The organism is Mycobacterium sp. HM-7, from assembly GCF_053852335.1.
This window is the reverse complement of the sequence record NZ_CM132657.1, coordinates 3,876,117-3,899,040: the sequence shown is the minus strand read 5'-3', so window position 1 is coordinate 3,899,040 and position 22,924 is coordinate 3,876,117. Positions and strand designations below refer to the sequence as shown.

Annotated in this window: 25 protein-coding genes and 1 other RNA gene; 17 read left to right on the top strand and 9 right to left on the bottom strand. The window is 63.9% G+C overall.

The features are described 5' to 3' along the window. Positions 1 to 27: 27 nt before the first annotated feature. The gene (locus ACWW1C_RS18830; protein ID WP_455979801.1) at positions 28 to 1,017 is read left to right on the top strand and encodes an esterase family protein; all 990 of its coding nucleotides are present in this window, start codon (positions 28 to 30) and stop codon (positions 1,015 to 1,017) included. A 123-nt stretch (positions 1,018 to 1,140) separates the two neighbouring features. Here the strand turns inward: ACWW1C_RS18830 and ACWW1C_RS18825 are convergent, their stop codons facing one another. The 3 genes from ACWW1C_RS18825 to hisN all read right to left on the bottom strand — a co-directional run bounded on the left by ACWW1C_RS18825 (position 1,141) and on the right by hisN (position 4,750). After that, positions 1,141 to 2,352, bottom strand: a complete 1,212-nt coding sequence (locus tag ACWW1C_RS18825) for an acyl-CoA dehydrogenase family protein (RefSeq protein ID WP_455979800.1) — start codon at positions 2,350 to 2,352, stop codon at positions 1,141 to 1,143. A 54-nt stretch (positions 2,353 to 2,406) separates the two neighbouring features. Then, complete coding sequence (locus ACWW1C_RS18820; RefSeq protein WP_455979799.1) at positions 2,407 to 3,816, bottom strand: acyl-CoA dehydrogenase family protein; 1,410 nt, start codon at positions 3,814 to 3,816, stop codon at positions 2,407 to 2,409. A 157-nt stretch (positions 3,817 to 3,973) separates the two neighbouring features. After that, positions 3,974 to 4,750: a histidinol-phosphatase gene (gene hisN, locus ACWW1C_RS18815; RefSeq protein WP_455979798.1), complete on the bottom strand. Its 777-nt coding sequence runs from the start codon at positions 4,748 to 4,750 to the stop codon at positions 3,974 to 3,976. 58 nt (positions 4,751 to 4,808) lie between these two features. Here hisN and ACWW1C_RS18810 point away from each other — a divergent pair, with 58 nt between their 5' ends. Both ACWW1C_RS18810 and ACWW1C_RS18805 read left to right on the top strand, forming a co-directional pair. Next, positions 4,809 to 5,126: a hypothetical protein gene (locus ACWW1C_RS18810; RefSeq protein ID WP_455979797.1), complete on the top strand. Its 318-nt coding sequence runs from the start codon at positions 4,809 to 4,811 to the stop codon at positions 5,124 to 5,126. Between the two features lie 224 nt (positions 5,127 to 5,350). After that, entirely contained in the window at positions 5,351 to 5,707 is a 357-nt protein-coding gene (locus tag ACWW1C_RS18805) for a hypothetical protein (protein ID WP_455979796.1), read from the top strand. 39 nt (positions 5,708 to 5,746) lie between these two features. Here the strand turns inward: ACWW1C_RS18805 and ACWW1C_RS18800 are convergent, their stop codons facing one another. Beyond that, positions 5,747 to 7,123 (bottom strand): FAD-dependent oxidoreductase, encoded by a 1,377-nt coding sequence (locus tag ACWW1C_RS18800; protein WP_455979795.1) that lies wholly within the window; start codon positions 7,121 to 7,123, stop codon positions 5,747 to 5,749. Between the two features lie 149 nt (positions 7,124 to 7,272). Here ACWW1C_RS18800 and prfB point away from each other — a divergent pair, with 149 nt between their 5' ends. The 7 genes from prfB to ACWW1C_RS18765 are packed head-to-tail and all read left to right on the top strand — an operon-like array spanning position 7,273 to position 12,907. Further along, positions 7,273 to 8,388 (top strand): peptide chain release factor 2, encoded by a 1,116-nt coding sequence (gene prfB / locus ACWW1C_RS18795; RefSeq protein ID WP_455979794.1) that lies wholly within the window; start codon positions 7,273 to 7,275, stop codon positions 8,386 to 8,388. After that, the gene (locus ACWW1C_RS18790) at positions 8,381 to 9,379 is read left to right on the top strand and encodes a mechanosensitive ion channel family protein (RefSeq protein WP_455979793.1); all 999 of its coding nucleotides are present in this window, start codon (positions 8,381 to 8,383) and stop codon (positions 9,377 to 9,379) included. The genes prfB and ACWW1C_RS18790 overlap by 8 nt, the downstream gene beginning before the upstream one ends. Further along, entirely contained in the window at positions 9,376 to 9,924 is a 549-nt protein-coding gene (locus ACWW1C_RS18785) for a hypothetical protein (protein ID WP_455979792.1), read from the top strand. The genes ACWW1C_RS18790 and ACWW1C_RS18785 overlap by 4 nt, the downstream gene beginning before the upstream one ends. A 54-nt stretch (positions 9,925 to 9,978) precedes the next feature. Continuing rightward, on the top strand, positions 9,979 to 10,668 hold the full coding sequence (gene ftsE / locus ACWW1C_RS18780) for a cell division ATP-binding protein FtsE (RefSeq protein ID WP_155907797.1): 690 nt from the start codon (positions 9,979 to 9,981) through the stop codon (positions 10,666 to 10,668). Beyond that, positions 10,669 to 11,565 (top strand): permease-like cell division protein FtsX, encoded by an 897-nt coding sequence (ftsX, locus tag ACWW1C_RS18775; RefSeq protein WP_455979791.1) that lies wholly within the window; start codon positions 10,669 to 10,671, stop codon positions 11,563 to 11,565. A gap of 2 nt (positions 11,566 to 11,567) precedes the next feature. Beyond that, the gene (smpB, locus tag ACWW1C_RS18770) at positions 11,568 to 12,065 is read left to right on the top strand and encodes an SsrA-binding protein SmpB (protein ID WP_455979790.1); all 498 of its coding nucleotides are present in this window, start codon (positions 11,568 to 11,570) and stop codon (positions 12,063 to 12,065) included. A gap of 41 nt (positions 12,066 to 12,106) precedes the next feature. Next, positions 12,107 to 12,907 carry an EamA family transporter gene (locus ACWW1C_RS18765; protein ID WP_455984351.1) on the top strand — a complete coding sequence of 267 codons (801 nt, stop codon included), beginning with the start codon at positions 12,107 to 12,109 and terminating at the stop codon, positions 12,905 to 12,907. 9 nt (positions 12,908 to 12,916) lie between these two features. Here the strand turns inward: ACWW1C_RS18765 and ACWW1C_RS18760 are convergent, their stop codons facing one another. Further along, on the bottom strand, positions 12,917 to 13,327 hold the full coding sequence (locus tag ACWW1C_RS18760; protein WP_455979789.1) for a VOC family protein: 411 nt from the start codon (positions 13,325 to 13,327) through the stop codon (positions 12,917 to 12,919). Positions 13,328 to 13,347: 20 nt separating this feature from the next. Further along, the gene (locus ACWW1C_RS18755) at positions 13,348 to 13,782 is read right to left on the bottom strand and encodes a helix-turn-helix transcriptional regulator (RefSeq protein ID WP_455979788.1); all 435 of its coding nucleotides are present in this window, start codon (positions 13,780 to 13,782) and stop codon (positions 13,348 to 13,350) included. 80 nt (positions 13,783 to 13,862) lie between these two features. Between ACWW1C_RS18755 and ACWW1C_RS18750 the strand changes: the two genes are divergently transcribed. The 5 genes from ACWW1C_RS18750 (at position 13,863) to ACWW1C_RS18730 (ending at position 18,406) form a co-directional block, all read left to right on the top strand. Next, on the top strand, positions 13,863 to 14,717 hold the full coding sequence (locus ACWW1C_RS18750) for a maleylpyruvate isomerase family mycothiol-dependent enzyme (protein ID WP_455979787.1): 855 nt from the start codon (positions 13,863 to 13,865) through the stop codon (positions 14,715 to 14,717). Between the two features lie 93 nt (positions 14,718 to 14,810). Next, positions 14,811 to 15,183: a transfer-messenger RNA gene (gene ssrA / locus ACWW1C_RS18745) on the top strand. An 87-nt stretch (positions 15,184 to 15,270) separates the two neighbouring features. Further along, positions 15,271 to 16,386: a tyrosine-type recombinase/integrase gene (locus tag ACWW1C_RS18740; RefSeq protein ID WP_455979786.1), complete on the top strand. Its 1,116-nt coding sequence runs from the start codon at positions 15,271 to 15,273 to the stop codon at positions 16,384 to 16,386. 118 nt (positions 16,387 to 16,504) lie between these two features. Further along, complete coding sequence (locus ACWW1C_RS18735; RefSeq protein WP_455979785.1) at positions 16,505 to 16,801, top strand: helix-turn-helix transcriptional regulator; 297 nt, start codon at positions 16,505 to 16,507, stop codon at positions 16,799 to 16,801. Between the two features lie 72 nt (positions 16,802 to 16,873). After that, positions 16,874 to 18,406 (top strand): hypothetical protein, encoded by a 1,533-nt coding sequence (locus ACWW1C_RS18730; protein WP_455979784.1) that lies wholly within the window; start codon positions 16,874 to 16,876, stop codon positions 18,404 to 18,406. A gap of 92 nt (positions 18,407 to 18,498) precedes the next feature. On the opposite strand, the gene ACWW1C_RS18725 is transcribed toward ACWW1C_RS18730, so the two are convergent. Beyond that, positions 18,499 to 19,047 (bottom strand): recombinase family protein, encoded by a 549-nt coding sequence (locus ACWW1C_RS18725; protein ID WP_455979783.1) that lies wholly within the window; start codon positions 19,045 to 19,047, stop codon positions 18,499 to 18,501. 403 nt (positions 19,048 to 19,450) lie between these two features. On the opposite strand from ACWW1C_RS18725, the gene ACWW1C_RS18720 reads away from it, so the two are divergent. Then, entirely contained in the window at positions 19,451 to 20,422 is a 972-nt protein-coding gene (locus tag ACWW1C_RS18720) for a hypothetical protein (RefSeq protein WP_455979782.1), read from the top strand. A 239-nt stretch (positions 20,423 to 20,661) separates the two neighbouring features. Continuing rightward, the gene (locus ACWW1C_RS18715; protein WP_455979781.1) at positions 20,662 to 20,949 is read left to right on the top strand and encodes a hypothetical protein; all 288 of its coding nucleotides are present in this window, start codon (positions 20,662 to 20,664) and stop codon (positions 20,947 to 20,949) included. A gap of 109 nt (positions 20,950 to 21,058) precedes the next feature. On the opposite strand, the gene ACWW1C_RS18710 is transcribed toward ACWW1C_RS18715, so the two are convergent. Then, the gene (locus ACWW1C_RS18710) at positions 21,059 to 21,997 is read right to left on the bottom strand and encodes an HNH endonuclease (protein WP_455979780.1); all 939 of its coding nucleotides are present in this window, start codon (positions 21,995 to 21,997) and stop codon (positions 21,059 to 21,061) included. 416 nt (positions 21,998 to 22,413) lie between these two features. Then, the gene (locus ACWW1C_RS18705) at positions 22,414 to 22,839 is read right to left on the bottom strand and encodes a PPOX class F420-dependent oxidoreductase (RefSeq protein WP_455979779.1); all 426 of its coding nucleotides are present in this window, start codon (positions 22,837 to 22,839) and stop codon (positions 22,414 to 22,416) included. Positions 22,840 to 22,924 lie beyond the last annotated feature (85 nt).

The window sequence follows — 22,924 nt, the reverse complement described above, 5'->3', positions numbered from 1 at the left end:
GTACCTGATACTGAAATGGGATTGTGAATGTTCGTTGACAAGCTTCGCGGCCGCTGGGCGCGCAGGGTCGCCGGCGCCATCTCGGCCGCCGCCCTGCTCCCGGGTCTCATCGGACTTGCCGGCCAGACAGCTACCGCCGGTGCGTTCTCGCGCCCCGGCCTGCCGGTCGAATACCTCCAGGTCCCGTCGCCGGCGATGGGACGCGACATCAAGATCCAGTTCCAGAGCGGTGGTAACGGGTCGCCTGCGGTGTATCTGCTCGACGGCCTTCGCGCCCAGGACGACTACAACGGCTGGGACATCAACACCGCCGCTTTCGAGTGGTACCTCGGCTCCGGCCTGTCGATCGTCATGCCGGTCGGTGGCCAGTCCAGCTTCTACACCGACTGGTACAAGCCCGCGTGCGGCAAGTCCGGCTGCTCCACCTACAAGTGGGAGACCTTCCTGACTCAGGAGCTGCCGCAGTGGCTGCAGGCCAACCGCGAGGTCAAGCCGACCGGTAGCGCCGCCGTCGGCCTCTCCATGGCCGGCTCGTCGTCGATGACCCTGGCCATCTGGCACCCCGACCAGTTCATCTACGCCGGCTCGATGTCGGGCTTCCTGAACCCGTCCGAGGGCTGGTGGCCGTTCCTGATCAACGTCTCCATGGGTGACGCCGGCGGCTACAAGGCCGACGACATGTGGGGCTCGACGGGATCGCCGGACAACGCGTGGCAGCGCAACGACCCGATGGTCAACATCCCGCGGCTCGTCGCCAACAACACCCGCCTCTGGGTCTACTGCGGCAACGGCAACCCGAGCGAGCTGGGTGGCGACAACGTCCCGGCCAAGTTCCTCGAGGGCCTGACCATCCGTACCAACCGCACCTTCCAGGACAACTACCTGGCCGCGGGCGGCAACAACGGCGTGTTCAACTTCCCCGACAGCGGCACCCACGACTGGGGCTACTGGGGCCAGCAGCTGCAGGCCATGAAGCCTGACCTGCAGCGCGTGCTGGGCGCCAACCCGTCCTCGTAACCGACACATCGACAGCAAACAGGCCCCGGGAGCAATCCCGGGGCCTGTTTGCCGTCGATGTTCGCGGCGTTCGCTACCGCGCTCCGGTAGCCCAGCAGGTGTGCCGGGCCACCGGAGCACCGGTCACTTGAGCTGTGCCGACGACAGGCCCAGCAGGCGTCGCGCGACGACGAGTTGCTGAATCTGCTGCGTGCCTTCGAAGATGTCGAGAATCTTCGAGTCGCGAGCCCACTTCTCGAGCAGGGTGGTCTCGGAATAGCCGGTGGTGCCGGCCAATTCAACGGCCTTGAGGGTGACGTCGGTGCCCATACGGCCGGCCTTGGCCTTGCTCATGGACGCTTCCTTGGAGTTCGGGATCTTGTTGTCGGCCTGCCAGGCGGCGCGCAGCGACAGCAGGTACGCAGCCTCCCAGTCGGACTCCATCCGCAAGAACTCGGCGGCAGGTGCACTCTGGGCGTGGGCCGGCTTGTCGTACGAGATCTCGATGCCCGCGTCGGTCAGGATCGCCCGCAGTTCCTCCAGGGCGGCGCGGCCGACGCCGATCGCCATGGCGGCCACCATCGGGCGGGTGTTGTCGAAGGTCTCCATGACCCCGCCAAAACCCTTGTCCACCTTCACTTCCGGATCGCCGAGCAGGTAATCCTTCGGAACGCGGCAGTTGTCGAAGCGGATGACCGCGGTATCGGAGGCCTTGATACCCAGCTTGTGCTCCAGGCGTTCGACGATGACGCCGGGGTGCTCACGCGGCACGACGAACGACTTGATGGCCGCCCGGCCGAGTGACTTGTCGACGGTTGCCCACACCACGATGTGCGTGGCGCGGGAACCGGCGGTGACGAAGATCTTCTCGCCGTTGATGACGTACTCGTCACCGTCGAGCACGGCGGTGGTGGTGACCGCCGCGGAGTCGGAACCGAAGCTGGGTTCGGTGATGGCCATGGCGGCCCACACCTTGCCCCACTTGGACAGCTGGTCCTTGGACGCGACCGCGGAGATGGCGGCGTTGCCCAGGCCCTGGAAGGGCACGGTCAGCAGCAGGGCGACGTCGCCCCAGCTGACCTCAAGGGCGTTCACGAGCGCCGACAGGTTGGCGCCGTTGACGTTGGCGTGCTTGCTCTTGTTTTCGGTGGCGGAGAACCCGGCGCCGGCGGTGGGGACGGCGTTGGATTCCTGGATGCCTTCGAACAGGCTGGCCAGGGTGTCCAGTTCGGACGGGTAGGCGTGCTCGGCCAGGTCGTACTTACGGGAGATCGGGCGGAGCATCTCCGCGGCGCCCTGGCGGCCCTTTTCCGCGACGGCCTGCAACTTGCGGGGCAGTTCCAAATTGATTGCCATGATTGGTCTTTCAGTGTCTCGAGAGTTCGATGATCGGGCGATTACCGGGGCGCGCTACAGGACCACGACACCTTCGGCGACGCCGATGGCCCGCAGGTCGCGGTACCAGCGCTCAACCGGGTGTTCCTTGGTGTAGCCGTGGCCGCCGAGCAGCTGCACGCCGTCGAGACCGATCTGCATGCCCTTGTCGGTGGCGAAACGCTTGGCGAGGGCACCCTCGCGCAGGAACGGCATGCCCTGCTCGGCACGCGAGGCGCCGCGCCACACGATCAGCCGCAGGCCGTCGAGCTCGATGGCGATGTTGGCGCACATGAACGCGACCGACTGGCGATGGGCGATGGGCTCGCCGAACGCTTCGCGCTCCTTGACGTACGGCACCACGTAGTCGAGCACGGCATGCGAGGTGCCGACTGCCAGTGCGGCCCAACCCAATCGGGCCAGCGCGATGGCTTCGGAATAGTCGTTGTCGGTGGCCTCGTCCTCGCCGAGGCGGTTGGCGAGCGGGACCGCGACGTTGTTCAGCTCGACCTTGCCGAGGGCCGCGGCACGGATGCCCATGCTCGGGTCGGCCGTGACCGTCAGGCCCTCGGAGCCCGACTCGACGATGAACAGGGCCGGCTTGCCGTCGAGCTGCGCTCCGATGATGAACACCTCAGAGTTGGCAGCGGCAGGGACCAGCGACTTGACGCCGTTGAGGCGGTAACCACTGGGCGTGCGGACCGCGGTGGTCCGCAGCGCGGTCGGGTCGAACAGGGCGTGCGGCTCGGCGATGGCGACACATGCCTGCGGCACGTTCTCGCCGGCGAACGACGGCAGGTAGGTGGCCTGCTGGCCGGCGCTGCCCCAGCGGGTCAGGGCCGACGCGACACCGCCGGGCGCCAGGATCGGCAGGGCCAGGCCCATGTCGCCATAGGCCAGGGCCTCGGCGACCAGTGCCGTGGTGACGGTGCTCTGGGAGGCGGCGATGCCGTCGAACTCCTCGGGCACGTTGATGGCGGTGATGCCGAGCTCGGCCGCTTTGGTGATCAGGTCGGCCGGGTAGGCCGCGGCCGCGTCGGCGTCGTGAGCGGCCGGCCGCAGGATCTCCGCGGAGAACTCGCGAACGGTCTCCACGATCATCTGCTGGTCTTCGTCCGGGTTCAGGTCGAAGTAGTCCGAACCGCCGGGCTTCAGGCGCGTCGGCGTGCCGCCGTTGAGCCCGGGGATGCGCTTGAACGTCCGGCCCGCGGCACCGGCGGTGGAGAACGCCGTCTTGATGCCGTACTTCAGGCCGCGGTTCATCGGGTCGCGCAGGTTGTACTTGTCCAGGAACTCCTGGCCGACAAAAGGCGTGATCAGCGCCAGACCGATGTCGGTCGCTGTCCGCTTGTGCCGTTGCAGGCCGATGGCACTCTCGGGCCCCTTGCGTACGGGGCGCTGGGAGGAACCGGCAGATGTGCCGTTCTGGGGAAGGGTGTTGGTCATTTCGACAGCCTCGCGTCGTTGGGGCAGTGCGCTATGACCGTATCTTACTCCGGAGTAAGGTACGACGCTCGTGTTATCAACTTCACATTTGGCGGCCAGCCGGCACGCGCCCGAAAACCCGCGCCTGAACGCGGGTTTTCGGGCACAGACGCCGGCGTCAGGACAGGGCGGCGAGCACTTTCTCGTGCAGCAACCCGTTGGTCGCGACGGCGCTGCCGCCGTGCGGGCCGGACGCGCCGGCCAGGTTGGTGAACGTGCCGCCGGCCTCACGGACGACGACGTCCAGCGCCGCCAGATCCCACAGCTTCACCTCTGGTTCGACGGCGATGTCGACCGCGCCTTCGGCCAGGAGGCAGTACGACCAGAAGTCCCCGTAGGCCCGCACTCGCCACACGGCGTCGGTCAGGGCGACGAAGGCGTCGCGCCGGTCTTCCCAACCGGTGGTCAGATCTGAGTAGGACAGGCTCGCCGCGTCCAGCGCATCGACGCCGGACACCGAGATCGGGCGTGTCCGCCCGCCGAACGAACTGAACGCACCTTCTCCGGTGCCGGCCCACCACCGGCGTCCCAGAGCCGGCGCGCTGACGACACCGACGACCGGCACGCCGTCCTCCAGCAGGGCGATCAAGGTCGCCCACACCGGTACGCCGCGGACGAAATTCTTGGTGCCGTCGATCGGGTCGATCACCCACTGCCGGCCCGCGAAAACCGCTGTGCCGCCATATTCTTCGCCCAGCAGGGCATCCTCTGGCCGGGCCGCGGACAAGGTCTCGCGCAGCGCCTGTTCCACGGACTGGTCGGCATCGGTCACCGGCGTCAGGTCCGGCTTGGTCTCGATGCGCAGATCGAGCGCGCCGAAGCGGTCCAACGTCACGGCATCGGCCTGATCGGCCAATTTCAGGGCGAGGGTGAGGTCGTCCGCGACATTGCTCATGCGCAATCCGCCTTCGCTACTTGCTGGGTACTCATGGCTGCAGTCCTACCATGAGTGCGTGTGGGAATTCGTCGTGCTCATCGTCTTGCTCGGAGCGCTCGTACTGCTGGCTGCCCCGTGGTTGCGGCGCACGCGTAGCGGGGAGAGCGGGACCTTACTGATCACCGGCGTCAGCCCGCGACCCGACGCGACGGGGGAACAGTTCGTCACCGTCGCCGGAGTCATCAATGGCCCCAGCGTGAACGAGCACGAGGTCTACGGCCGCATCGCGGTCGACGTGGCCGAGTGGCCCGCGGTGGGCCAGCTCGTCCCTGTCGTCTACTCGCCCAAGAACCCCGACAACTGGAACTTCGCGCCACACGCCACTTCGCCGTAGTCGGTCGGCGGCGCTCGACGCTGCGTCACCCATAGCCTGGCTGGAAGTTTGCTCAGCACTCTCTGTAATTTCCATCGAATGGGCTAGTTCGCCGGTCTCCCTGTGCTAATAGATTCGTAATGCGAATAGTCAGCTATCGCATTGAGCTTGCTAGCCATTGTGGCGTGCAGTGCTCGGAATCGACCGCAGCCAGAGTTTTTCCATAGAAGGGGACACCAACGCGCATGGCCACGTCTCAGATCTCGTTGCTCGGCAGGACTGTGAAAGTACTCGTGACGGGTCTGATGGCCGGCGGTCTGACGGTCCTCGCACCAGCGGGCATCGCACTGGCCGACAGCGGGCCGCTCGACGGATTGGGCAGCGCAGTGGGTGGTGAGCTCGGCTTTGCCCAGCACTTCACCACGCACAACATCGGGGGACTCGAGGGCATCGCCGCGATCAACGCCGGCGGCCTCCAGGCCGGTGTGGGTTCGTTGAGCTCGGGCGTCCTGTCCGGATCGACGGCGACCTCATCACTGCTCAATTCGGGCGGCAACCTGACGACTTTCGCGGTGCAGGGCATCCTGCGGCCCGGCCACTAGGCGACCCAGGGGAGTCGAGGTGCGGCAGCGCGCGGCTGGTCAGCCGTGCGCCACCCGCAGCATCTCCGCCACATCCGTCAGCTTCACGCGCGGCCGGTTCTGGCCTTCGCCGGACGACCGTTCGTGCGCGTCGATCAGGCGCCAGTGGTCATTGGTGACCAACGCGGGCTGCCGGGACAGGAACCAGGCCGCCAGGTCGTCGCTGTGGGTCGCCGTGAATTCGGCGATCTCGGCCCCGCAGACGTCCTCGATCAGGGTGTTGACGGTGTCCTGCGAGTCCTTCTTGTTGCTGCCGATGACGCCGGAGGGCCCACGCTTGATCCAGCCGACGACGTATTCGTTGCGGCTGCCCTCGACGCGTCCCGCGGTGTGCGGGATGGTCGCGGCGCGCTCGTCGAACGGCAGCCCCGCGGTCGGGACGCCGCGGTAGCCCACCGCGCGAACCACCAGCTGCGCCGGCAGTTCCTCGCGGTTGCCGCTGTCCTTGGCGACGATGCGGCCGCCGTCGTCGACCAACTCGTTATGGCCCAACACAATTGACTCGACCCGCTCGCTGCCCTTGATCTCGATCGGGGAGGTCTGGAACTTGAAGACGATGCGGCGCGCGCGGCCGAGGGCTCCGCGTTCGGCGTAGCTGCGCAGGATCTTGATGTTCTGCCGCACAGTTTTGCCTGCGGCCTCGAGTTCCGCGTCGGTGATGCCGTCGACGTCGGCGGGATCGACGATCACGTCGACGTCGGCCATGGCCGCCAGGTCACCGAGCTCGCGCAGTTCCAGTGTCGTGAACGGGGCCTGCAGCGGCCCGCGCCGGCCGACGATCACGACTTCGCGGACCCCGCGCGCACCGAGGGCCGTTAACGCATGGTCGGCGATGTCGGTGGCCGCCAGTTCGCCCGGATCGCTCACCAGGATGCGGGCCACGTCCAGGGCCACGTTGCCGTTGCCGACCACCACCGCCCGATCCTGGGTGACGTCCGGGGCCATGTCCGCGAAATGCGGATGCGCGTTGTACCAGCCGACGAAGTCGACGGCGGCCACGCTGCCTTCCAGTTCCTCCCCGGGGATACCCAGCGGCCGGTCGGACTGCGCGCCGATGGCGTAGATGACCGCGTCGTACCGCTCGGAAAGCTCGGCGGCGTGCACATGCTCACCCACCATGATGTTGCCGAAGAAGCGGAACCGCGGGTCGTCGGCGACCTTGTCGAACTGCGCCGTCACCGTCTTGATCTTCGGATGGTCCGGAGCCACGCCCGAACGCACCAGGCCCCACGGGGTGGGCAGCATCTCGAGCATGTCGATGCGCACGTCGACCGGATCCTCGGTGGCGGCCTTCGCATCGGCGAATTTCAACAGTGACGCGGCAGCGAAAAACCCTGACGGGCCGGATCCGACAACCGCCACATGGTAAGGGCGCATATGTATGGTTTGCCTTCTTGTTCTGCTCAGTGCGCGCAAGGGGCTGTCGCGACGCGGCCGAGCGGGTTACACGGCGATGCTAAACCGGTCTATGCGATCAGGGCTCGCAATGTGAAAGTCCGTCTCACTGGTCGGTACCCTCATCCTTTGTGGACCTCGACCGTCAAGCCGACATTGCCGCCCTCGACAGCACCCTGACAACTGTGGAGCGGGTGCTCGACGTCGAAGGTCTGCGCGCGCGAATCGCCAAACTCGAAGATGAGGCATCTGATCCCAAGCTGTGGGACGACCAGGCCAACGCGCAGAAGGTGACCAGCAGCCTGTCGCACGCACAGGGTGAGCTGCGCCGGGTCGAGGAGCTGCGCGGACGCATCGAGGACCTGCCCGTGCTCTACGAGTTGGCCGAGGAAGAAGAGGGCGCCGCCAAGACCGACGCCCTCGCCGACGCTGACGCCGAACTGGCCAAGTTGCGAGAGGACATCGAGGCGCTCGAGGTTCGAACGCTGCTTTCGGGGGAATACGACGAGCGAGAGGCGGTCGTCACCATCCGCTCCGGCGCCGGTGGTGTGGACGCCGCCGACTGGGCCGAGATGTTGATGCGCATGTACATCCGCTGGGCCGAGAAGCACGGGTATCCGGTCGAGGTCTTCGACACGTCGTACGCAGAGGAGGCGGGCATCAAGAGCGCGACCTTCGCCGTGCACACGCCGTTCGCCTACGGCACGCTGTCGGTCGAGCAGGGCACTCACCGGCTCGTGCGGATCAGCCCCTTCGACAACCAGAGTCGCCGCCAGACGTCGTTCGCCGACGTCGAGGTACTGCCGGTCGTCGAGACCGCCGACTCCATCGACATTCCCGAAGGCGACATCCGCGTCGACGTCTACCGGTCCAGCGGCCCGGGTGGTCAGTCCGTGAACACCACCGACTCGGCGGTCCGGCTGACGCACATCCCGACCGGCATCGTCGTGACCTGTCAGAACGAGAAATCGCAGCTGCAGAACAAGGTTTCTGCGATGCGAGTGCTCAGCGCCAAGCTGCTGGAACGCAAGCGCCAGGAAGAGCGCGCCGAAATGGACGCCCTCAAGGGCGACGGCGGCAGCTCGTGGGGCAACCAGATGCGCTCGTACGTGCTGCATCCCTACCAGATGGTGAAGGACCTGCGCACCGAGTTCGAGGTCGGCAACCCGGCCTCGGTTCTCGACGGCGATATCGACGGCTTCCTGGAAGCCGGAATCCGCTGGCGCAACCGAAAAGACGATGACTAATTTTTCTCTGATAGCCGCGAGCCAACCGGAGTCGCTCGGTTGGTGGGCCCAGCAGTGGCACGACTTCTGGCGGGGCTCGATCGGCGAATGGATCATCACCCGCGGGCTGCGGATCGTCATGCTCGTCATCGCGGCGATGCTGATCGCGCGGTTCGTCGGCTGGATGACGCACCGGATCACCTCCCGCATCGACGAGCGGTTCCAGGAGAGCGACGCGCTGGTCCGGTCCGAGACCACCAAGCACCGGCAGGCCGTCGCCTCGGTGATCTCGTACGTGGCCATCGGCCTGGTGTCGGTGGTGGTGCTGGTCGACGTGATCGAAATTCTGGGCATACCGATCGGCTCGCTGGTCGCCCCCGCCGCGGTGTTGGGCGCCGCACTGGGCTTCGGTGCCCAGCGCATCGTGCAGGATCTGCTCGCCGGGTTCTTCATCATCACCGAGAAGCAGTACGGCTTCGGTGACCTCGTGTCCCTCACCGTCAGCGGCATCACCATTCCGGCCGAGGGCACCGTCGAGGACGTCACCCTCCGCGTCACCAAGCTGCGGTCCAGCGACGGCGAGGTCTACACGATCCCGAACGGGCAGATCGCCAAGACCGTCAACCTGTCCAAGGACTGGGCGCGTGCCGTCGTGGACATCCCGGTGCCCACGACCGCGGACCTGGGCAAGGTCAATGACGTGCTCAACCGCGTGTGTGAGCGCGCGATGGCGGACGTCCAATTGCGGGCGCTGCTCCTCGACAAGCCCCAGCTGATGGGTGTGGAGAGCATCGAACTGGACACCGTGAACCTGCGGATGGTGGCGCGGACGCTACCCGGCAAGCAGTTCGAGGTCGGCCGGCGATTGCGCGTCATGGTCGTCGCCGCGCTGGGCCGGGCCGGCATCGAGAGCCCGCGCGACAGCGAACCAGAAGTGGAGGCGATGGTGCACCCCGCCACCGTCGGTGGCGCAGAGGAAAAGACCCAAGGGCCGGGGGACGGACCACGATGAATGCGCTGTCCCGTATCGCGGTCAAACGCGCTGACCGCGCCTGGCCCGCCTACATCCTGGGGCGGGTGCGAACGTCGACGGTCGGCCTGATCGTGGCCTTTTTCGTCGCGTACTGGCTCCACCAGACCTATGCGCCGCCGCCACCCGCGCCGACACCGCCGCCCGCGGTGGTGCCGCCCGGCTTCGTGCCCAATCCCGAGTACACCTGGGTGCCGCGCACCGACGTGAACACGCGCCCCAAGTCGACGTACCGGCCGACGCCGACGGAGACCACCACCGACACGACCGATCCGACGACGACGAGTTCGACCACGACCAGCTCGACCACGTCCAGCACGTCATCGCCCGCGCCCACCACGACGGTCATCACCCCGGCGCCGGGCCTGCCGCCGATCACGCTGCCGATACTGCCCGGCCTGGCCCCGGCTCCAACTCCGGCTCCGGCACCCTCTCCGCCGCCCGGCCCGCTCCCGGCCGCGGCGCCGCCCGACGGCCCGGTCACGACCACCATCATTTCGCCCGGTGCGGCACCGGCGGCGAGCTAGCAGCGTCAGCCTCAACCGTCACACCTCAGCGTCCGACTACACTGGCGTGCCGTGATGATCACCCTCGACCACGTGAGCAAGAACTACAAGTCTTCGGCACGCCCAGCCCTGGACAACGTGTCGCTCAAGATCGACAAGGGTGAGTTCGTCTTCCTCATCGGTCCGTCCGGCTCCGGCAAGTCGACGTTCATGCGTCTGCTCCTCGGTGCCGAGGTGCCGACCTCGGGTGACATCCGCGTCTCGAAGTTCCACGTCAACAAGCTGCCGAGCCGGCACATCCCGAGCCTGCGTCAGGTGCTGGGCTGCGTGTTCCAGGACTTCCGGTTGCTGCAGCAGAAGACGGTTTTCGAGAACATCGCTTTCGCGCTCGAGGTGATCGGCAAGCGCCCGGACACCATCAACCGCGTCGTGCCGGACGTGCTGGAGATGGTGGGCCTGTCGGGCAAGGCTAACCGGCTGCCCGGCGAGCTGTCCGGTGGCGAACAGCAGCGGGTGGCGATCGCCCGGGCCTTCGTCAACAAGCCGCTGGTGCTGCTGGCCGACGAACCCACCGGCAACTTGGACCCTGAGACGAGCAACGACATCATGGACCTGCTGGAGCGGATCAACCGCACCGGCACGACGGTCGTGATGGCCACCCACGACCATCACATCGTCGACTCGATGCGTCAGCGCGTCATCGAACTCGAACTCGGCCGCCTCATCCGCGATGAGCAGAGCGGCGTCTACGGAATGGATCGCTAAGTGCGCTTCGGCTTTCTTGTCAATGAAGTCCTGACTGGATTTCGTCGCAACGTCACCATGACGGTCGCCATGATCCTGACGACCGCCATCTCCATCGGCCTGTTCGGCGGTGGTCTGTTGGTGGTCCGGCTGGCCGACCAGTCGAAGCAGATCTACCTGGACCGCGTGGAGAGCCAGGTGTTCCTGACCGACGATGTCTCGTCCAACGACCCGAACTGCGACGCGGATCCGTGTAAGTCGTTGCGTAAGTTGATCGACGATCGCAAGGATGTGAAGTCGGTTCGCTACATGAACCGGGACCAGGCGTACGACGACGCGGTCCGCCGGATTCCGGCGTTCAAGGATTACGCGAGCAAGAAGGCGTTCCCCGCATCGTTCGTCGTCAAGCTGGACAATCCGGAGCAGCACAAGGGATTCGAGGACGCACTGCGGGGCCGCCCCGGCGTGCGTCAGGTGACCGATCAGAAGGAGTTGGTCGACCGCCTGTTCGGCATCCTCGATGGCGTGAGCGCAACGGCCTTCGCCGTGGCGCTGGTCCAAGCCATCGCCGCGACGCTGCTGATCGCCAACACCGTGTTGATCGCGGCACGTACCCGCAGCACCGAGATCAGCATCATGAGGCTGGTCGGCGCCTCGCGCTGGTACACGCAATTGCCGTTCTTCGTCGAAGCGTTGATCGCCGCGCTGATCGGTGTGGTGCTCGCCGTGATCGGGCTGATCATCGTGCGCGCAATGTTCCTCGAGGACGTGCTCAACCAGTTCTACCAAGCGGGGTTGATCGCCAAGGTCGACTATGCCGACGTCCTCGTCTTCTGCGCGCCGTGGATGTTGTTGCTGGGGCTCGGAATGTCGGGCATCACCGCGTACGCCACGCTGCGCGCGTATATCAGGCGATGACGATGGCGAAGAAGAAGGACGACAAGGACAAGTCGGGCAACAACTCCGTCGTTGCCACCAACCGCAAAGCGCGACACAACTATTCGATCATCGATACCTACGAGGCGGGTATCGCGCTGGTCGGAACCGAGGTCAAGAGCCTGCGCGAAGGCCTGGCGTCGCTGGCCGATGCGTTCGCCACCGTGGACGACGGCGAGGTGTGGCTGCGCAACCTGCACATCGCCGAGTACCACCACGGCACGTGGACCAACCATGCGCCGCGGCGCAACCGAAAGCTGTTGCTGCACCGGAAGCAGATCGACATGCTGGTCGGTAAGCTGCGGGACGGCAACTACACGCTGGTGCCGCTGAAGCTGTACTTCTCCGATGGCCGGGTCAAGGTCGAATTGGCGTTGGCCCGCGGTAAAGAAGCGCACGACAAGCGCCAGGACATCGCCAAGCGGGACGCGCAGCGCGAGATCACCCGCGAGATGGGCCGACGTCTCAAGGGCAAGATCTGACCGGGGTCCTGCTGGCGCTGCTGTCGGCCCTGGGTTACGGCATCAGCGATTTCGTCGGTGGCATCGCGTCCAGACGCGTCGCGGCGCTGCGCGTGGTGCTGGTGTCATATCCGGTCGCCGGCGTGCTGCTGACGGTGATGGCGTGCGTTGTCGGCGGCCAGGTTTCGTCGAATGCGGTGCTCTGGGGCGTCTTGTGCGGCGTTCTCCAGGCGTTCGGAATCTGGTGGTTCTACGCGGCTTTGGGCTCTGGACCGATATCCGTCGTCTCGCCGTTGACCGCGATCCTGGTGTCGGCGGGGCCGATTGCCGTCGGCGTCGCCATGGGGGAGCGGCCCAGCGCGATGGCGATCGCCGGGATCGCGCTGGCGCTGGTCGCGGTGGCGCTGGTCAGCGCCCAAGCCACCGATGAGGACGAGACACCCCATCGGTTCACCGCCAAGGTCGCCTGGCTGACGGTCGGTTCGGGGTTGACGTTTGGGCTCAGCTTCGCCGTGATCCATCAGGTGCCGCACGACGCGAAGCTCTGGCCGTTGGTGTTCGCCCGCTTCGCGGCCACCGCGGTGGTGATGGTCGCCGCGGTGGCGACCCGCAATTTCGCTCTGCCAGAAGGACTTCCGCTGAAGCTCGCACTGGTCGCGGCGGCGCTCGACGTCATCGCGAACGTGGGGATGCTGCTGGCGTTGCAGGCCTCCATGCTGTCATTGGCGAGTGTGCTGATATCCCTCTATCCGGCGGCGACCGTCGCGCTGGCCATGGTGGTGCTCAAAGAGCGCGTGCGGGCCTGGCAGGCCGTCGGCATGGCGTTGGCGCTCGGCTCGGTCGCGATGATCGCCGCCGGGTAGCCGGCAGGATCAGAGCTGGTTGATCCGGATCAGATTTCCGGTCGGATCGCGAAATGCGCAGTCCCGCACGCCGTAGTCCTGGTCGGTGGGCTCTTGCAGGACGTCGGCGCCCGCCGCCTCCAGCCGGGCGAACAGCGCGTCGAGATCATCGGTGGCCAGCGTGACAGCGGCGCCGTAAGAACCCTTGGCGAGCAACTCCAGGATGGTGCGACGCTCGTCGTCGGTGATACCGGGGTCCGCGGCCGGCGGGTGCAGCACGATCGACGTCCCCGGCTGCCCGGGCGGCCCGACGGTGATCCACCTCATGTCTTGGTAGCCAACGTCTTTCCGAACCTCGAAGCCGAGGTCGTCGCGGTAGAACCTGAGCGCGGCTTCGGCGTCGGTATGGGGCAGGAATGCGTAGTGAATCGAGATGTCCATGCCCGTCACGGTAGTGGCGGTCAGTGCGGCGGTGCTTCTTGATTCCTGATCGGTCTGGTGACTTGACGGGCCAGGCAGGCGGGAATGCCGTCGGCCGCCTGCGAATGGTCGCGGCGGTACACGCTGGGCGCCACGCCGACCAGCTCGGCGAATCGGGTGCTGAATGTGCCCAGTGATGAAAAGCCAACGGCGAAACAGACATCCGTGACGCTGAGATCGCCGCGGCGGAGCAGCGTCATGGCCCGCTCGATGCGTCGCGTCATGAGGTACGAGTAGGGCGATTCCCCATAGATGCGCCGGAACTCCCGGCTGAGGTGGCCGGCAGACATGTGCGCGCCGCGGGCCAGGTCTTCGACATTCAACGGCTTGGCGTACTCCCGGTCGATCCGGTCCCGCACCTTGCGGATCACCGTGATGTCCCGCAGACGTTGCGCCTCGACCCGGTCGTCCCCCATGGGGCCATCGTCGCACGACGGAATTGGGACGCATCGCGGATTTCCCGGTGCGGAGGGGTCTGTCGTCGTACGGTCAGCCGGTGAGCAGCTCAACGCGACCCGTGACCGTCCTGGAAAAGTCCGACGTCTTGCCCGCCCTCTTCGGGGTGTGGGATGACTTGGACACATTGTTGTCCACCATCTCCGAGGCGGAACTGCTGACCACGCAGACCGAACTGCCGGGCTGGCACGTCCGGGATGTCGTCGCGCACCTCATCGGCACCGAGCTGATGCTCAAGGGCGAGCCGGTGCCGGAGGCCGACATCGACGTCTCGGAACTGGACCACGTGCACAACCCCATCGGGGTGATGAACGAGTGCTGGAACCGATCGATGGCCGCGCTCTCGAGCGCCGAGCTGTTGGAGAAGTTTCGCGCCGTCACCGACGACCGCCGGGCCACGCTGACCGCGATGTCGGACGAGGAGTGGAACACCCCGACGATGACGCCGGCCGGGCAGGACAGCATCGGCCGCTTCATGCGGATCCGCACATTCGACTCGTGGATGCATGAGCAGGACATCCGCGAATCCGTGGTGCGGGTGGCGTCGGATGCGGCGTTGCAGAAGCCCGAAGCGCGGCTGGCGCTCGACGAGATCGAGACGATGATGGGGTTCGTCGTCGCCAAGCGTGGGGGAGCACCGGACGGATCGCGGGTCGAGATCGAACTGACGGGGCCGATGGCGCGCACCATCCGCGTTGCCGTAGGTGATCGGGCGGCCGTCGTACAAGACTTCGGCGGCGCCGAACCGACCACGGTGATCCGGATGGACGGCTGGCAGTTCACCCGGCTCTGCGGTGGCCGACCGCTGGGCGTGGTCCGGCCGGTGGTCATCGAATTCGAGGGTGACGCCGAGGTCGGTCGACGCATCGTCGAGAACCTCGGTTACGTCATCTGACCTGGCCATTTGTCGCCGCGCCGGGTATTCGGTGGAGCTTGTCGGCATTACCGGTATGATGGAGTGTCCTGCCGAAAGTCGGCGGGGGTGCGAGGGGCTGAACGGTTTCGACTTCGCGCATCGAATCAAGAGAAGCGTGCCGGTGCAGGCAACTGACCACCGTAAGCGTCGTTGTAAACCAATTAAGCGCCGATTCTCATCAGCGCGACTACGCCCTCGCTGCCTAAGTAGCGACCGCGTGTCTGTCAGACCGGGAGCGCCCTCGGCCCGGACCCTGGCATCGACTAGAGGGACCCACCCACGGGGCCGGTCGCGGGGCCCGTGGGGACATCAAACAGCGACTGGGATCGTCATCTCGGCTTGTTCGCGTGACCGGGAGATCCAAGTAGAGGCATAGCGAACTGCGCACGGAGAAGTCTTGAGGGAATGCCGTAGGACCCGGGTTCAATTCCCGGCAGCTCCACAATTAAATAGCAGGTCAGAGCAGTAAAACTGACTAGAAACGCCCGCCGTCAACATCACGTCAACACGGCGGGCGTTTACTATTTCCCCCATGGCATCGGTGAGACCGCGCAGACGCAAGGACGGTTCCCCCTACTGGTCTGTGCTGTACAGGCACGCCGGCAAGCAGACGAGCAAGTCGTTTCCCGATCCCACGCAAGCAGTCAACTTCTGCAAGCTGGTTGACGTGCTCGGGCCGGACAAGGCGCTAGAGGCCGCCGGGATCACCACGGCCACGCCGTTGTCGGACCTGACCGTTTCCCAGTACCTAGAGCAGCACATTGACAGCCTGTCGGGTGTCGAACGCAGGACCATCACGGACTATCGCCGGTACCTGCGGAACGACATAGGCCCTGCGTTCGGCGCGCTGCCGCTGTCCAAACTGTCCCGTGTTGACGTGGCGGCGTGGGTCAACATCATGCACGCGGACGGGGCTAAGGCGGGCACGATGCAGAACAAGCACGGGTTTCTGTCCGGGGCGCTGAAGCAGGCCGTCAAGGATGGGCACCTGGCCGCGAACCCGTGCGACGGGGTGAAGCTGCCGCGCACCGAGGAACGCGAAACGGTGTTCCTCACGGCGGACGAGTACCAGATTCTCAAGGCGTCGTTCTCAGAGCACTACCAACCGTTCGTTGAGTTCCTGGTGGCGTCGGGTTGCCGGTTCAATGAGGCCGCAGCGCTCAAGCCGTCCGACGTGGACCGCAAGGCGTGCACAGTGCGCATTGCCCGTGCGTGGAAGCAAGACGGCACTAACTACACGATGGGCGCACCCAAGACGAAGAGGTCGAACCGCACGATCAGCGTCGACAAGAAGGTGCTGGATCAGCTCGACTACTCACACGAGTGGCTGTTCACGACGACCAAGGGCGGGCCTATCCGGCTATCGACGTGGCGCACGAACGTATGGAACAAGTCACGGGCTAGGGCCATGGCTAAGGATAAGAACAACCCCGATAAGCCGGTTCTAACCAAGTCGCCCACTCCCCACGACATGAGGCACACGTGCGCGTCGTGGATGTTGCAGGCGCAGCCGCCTGTGCCGCTACAGACTGTTCAGGAGCACTTGGGCCACGAGTCGATTACTACGACCGTGGATCGGTACGGGCATCTGGACCGGACTAGTCATGTGGTGGCGTCGAATGCCATTGCCGCCATGCTGGCCGGATAATTAAGAACTTTCTGGCAATCCATTCCGAATTCAACGTATCGGCATGTAATGTTTGACGGACCAGGTACGTAGACGATTCGCCATTAAGGACGGCGAGCCTGGCGACACACGGAATGCAATGGGTGTTCCATCGGATGACATCGTCAGTAAGAAACATCTAATGTCGACTCCCATTCTCATGGGCTATGACGAAGTATCGGCAATGACCGGTATTGCAATAAATACCCTCAAGGATTACCGCGCCAAGAATAAGCCGGGAGGCCCGCCGTCCGCTGTTGTGTGCGGCAAGGTTCGTTATCGGCGGTCTGACGTGCTGGTGTGGCTCGATGCTCAATTTGAGCAGAGTGCTAAGCGTGAACCTAAGCCCATGCCCGTGTTTACGCCGTTAGGTCGTGGAGCGCGTAAGAGCGCTTAACTGCTCTTAGCTTCCCTCTGGGGGCAACGGTTAACGCACGTCTTATCGCGGTGAAACATGAATGAGGAATCAATGAGTGATGTGAGTATTTCAACGGAAGAGTTCTTTCTGAACTCCGGTAGTGAACAGTTAGAAAAGATTCACGGGTGGGCGAGGTCACGTATGGCTGCACCGTGGGCGGTGTTCGCAGGGGTGTTGCTGCGGGTCGCGGCCAGTGTCCCCCCGCATGTGCAGCTACCCGGCGTCATCGGTGATCGTGCCAGCTTGAACCTGCTCTGTGCCTTTGTCGGGCCATCCGGGGCGGGCAAAGGGAATGCGACAAAGGTTGCAGCCCGTGCGTGGCCTACGGATATTCTCACGCTGCCCGTCGGGTCCGGGCAAGGAATTGCCGAGACGTTTACCAAGCGCGACCCGAAGGCCGACATTCCACCGGTTATCTTCGATATTCCAGAGATTGACACCATGGCCGGATTGTCGAGCGCCCACGGGAGTATCTTGTTACCGACGATCAAGAGTTTGGCGATGGGTGAGCAGCTCGGTCAGGCGAATGCGACTCGGGATGCGCGCCGAGAGGTGCCCGCGCATTCGTACAGAGCGTGCCTATCCGTAGGTGCGCAGCCGGGCCACACCGATGTCATATTCAATGATGCGACTGGCGGCACCCCGCAGCGGTTTCTGTGGGTGCCTGTAACCGACCGGAACATCGAATGCGGAGAATTTTGCGACCCTGGGCCATTGGTGACGGACATGCCGGTCTGGACGCCAGGAAAAGACGGTGTGGTTGACGTTATTTATTCAGACCCTGACATAACGAGAATCATCAAGAAGCGCCACCTCGACCGGATGCGAGGCGAGGGCGATGCACTCGACGGTCATGCCACGCTCACGCGGTGCAAAGTGGCCGCGCTACTGGCGATCATGCATCAGCGCAATGAAGTCACGGAATGGGATTGGCAGAAGTCGGCGGCGGTGGTGACGGTGTCAGATGCGACCCGTGTCGAACTTGTCGAGCACGCTGAGCGCGTCAGGCTCCAGCGGGCACGAGACGCGGGCAACACGAGAGCCGCCGAGCGTGAGGGTTACGAGGATGGTCGGTTGAAGTCAGTCATGGGTGCCATTACTGACAGGCTGGGTCGCGCCGGTGTCGATGGAATGGCCCATGGCGATCTGCGTACGAGCATTAGCAGTAGCTATCGCGGCCTGTTCGATACGGCGATTGAAAAGTTAGCTGACGACAGCGTGATCGAAGTCGTCACGGTTAAGAACGGCAAGCGCTACCGCTTGAAAGAGAGTCGCCAGGGTGGCGACCCTCGCCAGGGTATGTCTTCGCAGTTCAAAGTGGGTGGCGATGCTTGCCAGGGTGGCGCGCCCGATAACTTAGTCAGTTTGAATAGCCGCAGGTTGCAGAAAGATGGCGAGATGAAGGTCTCTTGCCAGAGATGGTTCGATAGGCACCTTGAAGAGCAACGCGAACGGGGTTATGACACGGTAGAGGCGTTTGCTGTGCGTGCAGCAGGGCAGGCCGCTGGTTACTCCCTGAACAGCTTGTACGTTGCCGCCAACACCAGGGGTCTCAAGGGTGCAACTTGGCCGCTTACGGGCTGAGATTCCGCAAAGAGAGAGCGGACGCTGGCCGTACGAGGAGGCCGGCAGCGTCGTGTTTCTGACACCCCCAGGGGGTCATGTCAGCGAGCGTGTCAGCCCGCGTAGTTGTAGACGGTCTGGCGACTGACGCCATATTCACGGGCAAGGGCGGTAACGGACTCACCGGCAATCAGGCGGGTACGAATCACACCGGCCTGCTCATCCGTCAGTGACGCCTTGCGGCCCTTGTACTTGCCAGCAGCCTTGGCGATGGCGATACCCTCGCGCTGACGCTCAAGGATCATCGAGCGTTCAAATTCCGCGACCGCTCCCAGCATGGACAGCAGCAGTGTGTTCATGGGCGAGTCATCGCCGGCAAAAGTCAGGTTCTCTTTGACGAACTCGACCTTGACGCCCTGTGCGGTCAGTTCCCTTACGAGACGACGAAGGTCATCTAGGTTGCGTGCGAGTCGGTCCATCGAGTGAACGACCAGAGTGTCGCCCTCACGTGCGTAGTCGACGGCACGGGCCAGCTCGGGCCGGTCGGTGTTTTTACCGCTGGCCTTGTCGGTGAACAGCTTGTCCAGCTCGACGCCGTCGAGTTGCCGGTCGGTGTTCTGTTCGACCGTGCTCACCCGCTGGTAGCCGATGCGCTGTCCCATGTCCGCCTCCTCTGGTGGGTCGTGCTGTCAAACTAGACCCTAAGAGTTTGATGGACATATGTCAATCAAATAGCGATTGGACCCTAGTTCGACACTCGATGATGCGGTGGTGACTGTCGAGTATGGGTGTACCCCAAATGGACGCAAGGCACCGGATGTCGCGGCAAGCCGCAGCATTCCGACTCATTGGCCCGCGAATATGCCTGCGTCGAGACGGTCGTTAGACACTTCGTCGCTGTTGCCGACCGAAAGGAAAGCGGTGTTGTGGAACTCAGCGGCGAAGATTATTCGGTAGCAACTCGCGTCGAACGCGGCCCTATGGATGCTGCAGTTTCTCGCATGAATGCGTTGCAGGCGAAAAGCTAACGGCCCGCTTGGGTTCGGGATCTAGACTTTGCCAATCATGTCAAACAGAGGTGACCGTCGTCGGAAAAAAGACAAGGCGAAATCCAAGACCGGTAACCGGCCCAGCGACCACGCGCGGCCCTTCAAGATTCCGACTGAGCTCTCCGACGATCCCCACGAGACCCTGATCGACATATTCGCTACGCTGCCCGCGATCATCGGTTCGAAGCCCACAGAAATTGCCGACGGCAGCCGGATGGCTGGGGACCGGGACGCCGCGCAGGATTTGATCGACCTGCCGCGTCTGTGTCAGCACTACGTCCGTGGGTCCATCGAGTTTCTCAGGGCACTGCACGGCATTCTTCCGGTGAGGTCGGGCCGGGTTAAGATACCCGAGTACGCGGCGTATCCACTGATCCGTGGCGTAATTGAGCACAGTGCGCAGGCTGCGTGGGTATTAGGTGGGAGCGACAGACGCGAGCGCTTTGTTCGACTGCTGCAGGCTCAAAAATCCGAGATGAACTTTGACCGCAAGTACCTCAATTCGACATCAAGCGCCACCCACTTGCGCGACGACGACACCGCCGAGACTCGCTCGGGAATCGCCAAGCTTCAGGCGAAGGAAAAGGCCGCTTGGGATCGCCGGATGGCCAAGCTGCTTGAGACCGCAGACATCTTCGGCATCGACAAGAGTGAATTCAACGGAGGCATACCCGGCGGCTACGAAGGCATCGTCTATCAAGCGTTCTACGAGGCGCAACGAAGGCAGGGCTCGGACACTGAAAACGGTGCCCACTGGATAGGGAGGTATGCGGCCAGTGTCTGGATGTTCATCAGCGGATTGACGCACCCCTCGGTGTCACGCGCATATGCGAACGCACGAGGCAATCGGCCAGATGGCAGCCTGGAGATTGTTCAGACTGCATCGAACCCCATTGTAGTTAGGGACTCGCTTCTAGTTGGGCTCAGGCTTCAGGCGCATGCGTTGGTGCTCTGGAAGTTGGGGTGCACGACGCCTGATACGGGTTAGGAACCGTTGCCCGACTTGATGACCCGAGCGACCTCGGTGCGTTCCGCGTCGACTTGAAGCCATGGCTGTCGACCGTGAAGGTCAGCGGGCCTCCGCCGAAGTCAAAAACCAGGGTCTAGCCAAATTAGATATCAGTCGTGGCCAGATTCAGGCGACTACTGGCTCGATGCCCGATTCATGTGCTTGACGGACCCGTCCAAACGCCCCACAACCACCACCGTGGCCGGTAATTTGACGCCATGTATGTGAGCATGAACCACACCGAATTCGATGTCACTCCATACGTCGACTCGTCAGCGGCGGTCGATGAACACGGCAAAGTGACCCACGAGACAATCAGCCTATTCCCCTATGGGAGTATCGACGCCCGCTACGACGCGCAGGTTGAAGAGCCCGTTCCGGTGACGATCATGATGTCAGTGGAGGAAGCCGACGTAATAGCGCGCCTGTTGAGTCAGGCCGTGGCCGACGCACGTCGGGGTCGCTATAACAGCATCGACGGGGAACGGCGGATATCTAGCGAGTAGCAATTGGGATCGCACGATTCAGCGGCGCTGACTTCGCCAGTCTGGGCAGCTTCGTAGGGCCACGCGGTTTCGCACTCCAGCCTGCCCACTCCCTGTCCGCGCGGAGCTGTCAGGCAACCTTATTCGACTTGGTCCGGTTGCACCGCCAGCAGAGAGTCTGCAGATTCTCCTGAGTCGATAAACCACCCCTGGAAATCGGGATGATGTGATCCACCTCCAGAAGGAGGTGGGGCTCTGCTGCGAGCGACACCGAACAGTATCGGCAGGTGTGGTTGTCGCGTGCCTTGATGGCGTTCCGCAGCCTGGAGGTCATCAGCGCGCGCTGGCCCGCCGCACTCTTTCGCCAGCGGATTTTCTGTGAAAGCGTCTCGATGAGTGCGTCGATTGTCGTGGTATTCAATGTGACTGTAGTGCGCTGCGAGCTGTTCCCACCGGCACTCACGTACTCGAAGACATAGACCGGGTAGGGAACCGTGATTGGCGACAACTCCACCCCGACGTGCTTCATGAACTCACCCGCGTAGTGCTTCAATATGAATGCAGGCGGGTTGATCGACTGCGTGATGCTCGCCTCTCGCTGCTGGAGGTTGTAGACAGCCTCCTGCAGGCGTGCGATGTTGTCACCAAGGTTCTCGACGTCAGCGAGATGTGTCTCATCAGCCTTGATGTTGAAGTACTTCATCACGTACTTGAGGGAATCGCCGCTGGCGTTACGCACAACTTGTAGCGAACAATTGTGCACATTCGGTGCCTGGTAATTCGCCACGTTCCGATCCCGGCGGTAGTTCCAGTTACTGGTGTTTTGGAACGACGCCAGATGCGCCTGCGAACCGGTGAACGACGCACCAAGCTGAAACGACCCACGGCTACGAATCTCGGCAATGTAGTGGGCAAGTTCGTTGTGCTCGGCGACAAAGGATGCGATGTGGTTCTTATGGTTTAAGAACTCCTCGCCAGCAAAGTACCGCTCTTTCAGGATGTAGCGACCGATTCGATACGAGGCCCAGCCCGCGATCCAGATGCAGCCGAATATCAGTAGAGCTTCCATGCCCGTTCGAAATCCCCTCGCCGATTCTCCCCTTGAGCGAACAGACTCTAACAACGCCCTGCGACAGGCTTTCGCATTTTGCGGGGGGATGGCTCGGCACCTATGAAACGGAACTCCACCGTGTTGCCGTCGACCCCCCAAGGTCGCCGTGGCTAGGCGGCGCATTGGCGACGGTTCGTTCGGCCTCGGTCGGGTGCCCGTTGACGTGTTGACGTAGGTCAACGGATCGCCCACGCCAGCCCATGTTTTCGCATGTCGCGCCATGTTGACGCATAACTGAAAAGTGCTGCTAGCCAACGTTATTCGCGGCTTCAATTCCCGGCAGCTCCACAACTGAATAAGCAGTGAAGGAAGGCCAGGGCGCAAATGCACCCTGGCCTTTTCCTATCCGCCGGGTCGTCGTACCCGACCCTGGCTCAGACGTTGCGGCTGTCTGCTTTGAGCAGGTGGGGTTCGGTATCGGTGTCGTCGATGCCGAAGCTGATGATGCGACGGGGCGTGATGCGGATGATCTCGGAGTCGAGGGCATCTCCTGCGGGGCCATGTTGTCCCGACGCTGTCACGGCCTGCTGGGCGGTGCCGCGTATCTCCAGGCAACGTACGCGCCATGGGTCACGCGAGGCGATGTCGTCAACGACGAAGGCCACCTCGTCGTGTTGGGCGAGGTTGCGGAACTTCTGACTCTTGGCCATGTTGTAGCCCGAGATGTCGATTGTGCCCAGTTCCTCGTTGTAGGTGAAGCCCACTGGGCTGACCTGCGGTGTACCGTCGGGCCGGATCGTGGCCAGTCGCCCGAGGTCTGCCGCCTTCATGTATTCGATTTCGTGTGGTTTGAAGGACATGTATTCCACGCTAGAACCTCAACCAAGGTTGAGATCAACCCTGGCGTCACGGCACCTCGAAACGGACCCGCCCCCGGCGGCCCTG